This window comes from Streptomyces sp. NPDC005070 (assembly GCF_053600395.1).
Genome location: NZ_JBSFZS010000321.1, coordinates 1 through 3,261 on the forward strand (window position 1 = coordinate 1; position 3,261 = coordinate 3,261).

2 pseudogenes are annotated in these 3,261 nt (G+C 73.1%); both read right to left on the reverse strand.

Annotation, left to right across the window (positions count from 1 at the left end):
- Positions 1-2,291, reverse strand: a pseudogene (locus ACWEBX_RS38430) (hypothetical protein); the annotation flags it as partial.
- Between the two features lie 869 nt (positions 2,292-3,160).
- A pseudogene (locus ACWEBX_RS38435) lies at positions 3,161-3,261 on the reverse strand (bifunctional DNA primase/polymerase); the annotation flags it as partial.

Sequence of the window (3,261 nt, forward strand, 5' to 3'; positions counted from 1 at the left end):
AGCACCGCGCTCGCCACGACGGTCGCCGTGATGACACCCCAGCCGATCCGCCGCCGTACCGGCCGGGGCTGCTCCGGGGCGTGAACGACCTGATGCGGGGAACCGGGGTACGCCATGCTGCCGGTCGGCAGTCCGGCGAAGGCGGCGGCGTGGGTTTCCGCTCCGGCGGGCGCGGCCTGGGGCTGCGCGCCGGGGTGTGCCGTGGCGGGCGACTTGGGGAGACCAGCGACGGGGGTGAACGCCGGGGGCGCCGGAGGACTCGCCGGAGGCGCGTCGACCGCGGTGGGCGTCTGCTCGGCCGGCTCGACGAAGGACTCGTCCTCGGGCGCGACGGCAGGTTCGTCCGCCTGTTCCGCCGGCTTTTCCGTGGGCTCGGCGGTGGGTCCCGCCGGTTCGTCCTTCGGTTCGTCCTCCGGTTCGGTCGGCTCCTGCGCGGTGCCCGCCGCCTCGGCCGTCGGCTCGGTGGATCCGGTCGGGGCGGCCGTCGGCTCCGGTTGGGCCGGGGCGGCCTCGTCCGCGCTTGTCTCCGCGGGTCGGCCGTCGGCGGCTTCGACGGGTCCGGGTTCGGGTTCCGGTTCCGGGTCCGCCGGGTTTTCGGCGTCGCCCGAGTCCGTCGAAGGAGAGGGCTCATCGGCGCTCAGCGGCACCATCCCGGCGGGCGGGACCTCCGGCGCCTGCGGCGACACCGGCGCGGCGACGGGCAGAGCGGGGGCGGCGGCAACCGGGACGGGGGAGGAGGCCGGAACGGGGACAGCGACAGAGACGGGGGCGGGGGCCACGGCGGGCGCCGTGTGCCGGGCCCGACCGGTCAGGCGTCCGACGAAGGCGGCGACTCCGGGCACGTCCTCGATACGGGTGATGCCGAGCCGGCGAGCCGCCGCCGGTACGCCGAACGCGCCGAGGGCCGCCCATACCGTCGCCGCGAACAGCACACCGGGGATGGCCGGCCCGACCGTCAGCGCGCTGCCGTCCGTGGTGGAAAGGTCCAGGGACGTGCTGAGCGCCCAGGCCAGGGCGGACGAATCATCGATGTCCGAGGACAGTTCGAGCCCGACTCCCGCCATGACGGCCAGCAGCAGGAATCCCGAGACGAAACACACCGCGGCGCGCACGGCGGCGGCCGGGCGGACCGACTCGCGGAGGACACCCGCGCCCAGCACGAGCGCGGCCACCACGCCGAGCAGCACGGACGCCCAGACCCACCCGCTGAGGTCGTGGAGCTCGAACAGGGAAACGGCCGTCGACGTGTCCGAGCCGTCGCCGCCCTCGTTCCAGGACGAGGAGTCCGTGAGGGTGTTGGTGAACTCGACCGACGCTCCGCAGGCCAGGCCAAGGAGGGTCGCGGCCATGTTGGGGGCGAGCAGCAGCGCCGGTATCAGCGCGGAGAGCCCTGCCTGGGACACCACGAAGACCACGGCGCCGAGGCCGACCAGCGACAGGGGCACGGCCAGCGCCACGCCCGCCCGGCGGGCCGCGCGGAGCCAGTCGCCCAGCCCCGGCCGACGGGCGGCCCAGGCTGACATCGATGTCCGGCCCAGCGTGGGGAAGAGCACCAGGGACGCCAGCAGCAAGGTCCACCAGGCCGCGCGCAACGGGGAGCACGTCACGGACACCGTGACGTCCGACAGGTCCAGGAGACGAGCCACGTAGACGGCCGACGCGTCGGAGGCGTCCGACGACGCGAGCGCGACGGAGGTACCGGCCGTCCAGGCCAGCAGTACGGACCCGAGCACGGCCGACAGCACGCTGCGCACGCCCAGGAACAGGGTCTCCGTGGTGCCGAGCTGCCGGCCGGCGGCGGCCGCGCCACGGAGATGCAGGCGGGCACCGAACCACAGCGCGGCCGCCCACAGCAGTGTCAGTCCGAGCGGCATGAACGAGAGGTCGAGCGAGGCCAACGAGGCCGAGCCCCGCTCCGTCAGCTCGAGTCCCGGGTGGGCGCCGAGGGCCGACAGGACGACGGCGAGCGCCGTGAGGAAGGCAGCACCGAAGGGGGCGTCGTCGGCTGCCGCGGTCGCCGTCAGGACCAGGGAGACGAGCAGCAGGAGAGCCGTCGGCAGGGCGGCGATGCGGGCAGGCGCGATCCAGTCGCCGGTCACCAGGCGGGTCAGCGCCGTGGCCGCGGCGGACGGAACCTGCGCGGTGCCCGGAACGGCGGGCGGCGACGCGGGAGGCGGCGGCGTGGCAGGGGACGGAGCGGGCGCCGGAGCGGTGGTGGGCCGGCCGCACGAAGCGCAGTAGCGGGCCTCGTCGGTCACGGCACCGCCGCAGTGCGGGCAGAAGGCAGGCATGCGTTCCCTTGTCGAAAGCAGGTGAAGAGAGGTGAAGGTGATGTGGAGCCGGATGCGGCATCCCGGTGGGGAGGCGAAGGCGAACGAGGGCCCGTCGGTGATGGGACGGGCCTTCGCCGGCGTGTCCTGAGGGGTCTTCCGGCCGGTACCGGCACGGAACTTCCCGCTACGGAGAGGGAGTGAAGGGACCTGGAACGGCCGCGGCCGGCGTTAACCGTGTCGCGCGGGAAAGGCAGGTCGCCAAAGGCTCTCTCTAGTCGTCCGCATGTGAAGATCGCGTGAGGAAGATGTGATCATGAATATCAGGCCGCGACGTCGTGATCAAGGGATTCGGGGCGACTGGTTGTAGGCCGCATGAGTCGCCTGAGGCACCTTTGACCGGCCACCCCGCTTCCCGTCCCGCTCCCTCAGGGCCGAACGAGCGTCACCTCGCGGCGGTGAGCGGCCTGGATCTCGGGGGACCAGTCGCCGGTGCAGTAGACGGACACCTCGCTCATCGAGCCGTCGCGCACCTCGGCGCGGAGCAGTTCACGGCAGTACCAGACGCCGTCGGCGTCCTCCCAGCGCTCCTCGAACTCGATGACGAGCCCGGTCCCGGTGACATCGACACGGTGGCGTGGAACGCTGCCGAGGGCGGGATGGCTGCCGCGGCGCAGCGCCACGAGATGGTCGCGGCCGACCGTCTGGAGCCGCCACTGCGGCAGACTGAAGTCCAGGAACACATCGTCCGTGAACAGTCCCTCGGGGGCGCTGTTCGTCCGAAGGAACTCCACGAAGAGCTCCGCGAGTTCCTTGGCCCGGCGGGCATCGAGGGTGTTCCGGTCCTCGGTCACCGGCTCGTACGGGTTCGGCTCCGCCTCTGCTGTGCCCGTGCTCGGCATGACGTCCCGGTGGCGTTCCTCGGCATAGCGCACCGCGGTTTCCGGCAGCGATTCGCCACGCTGCCGGGGAATGTGCGCGGACTCGGTTC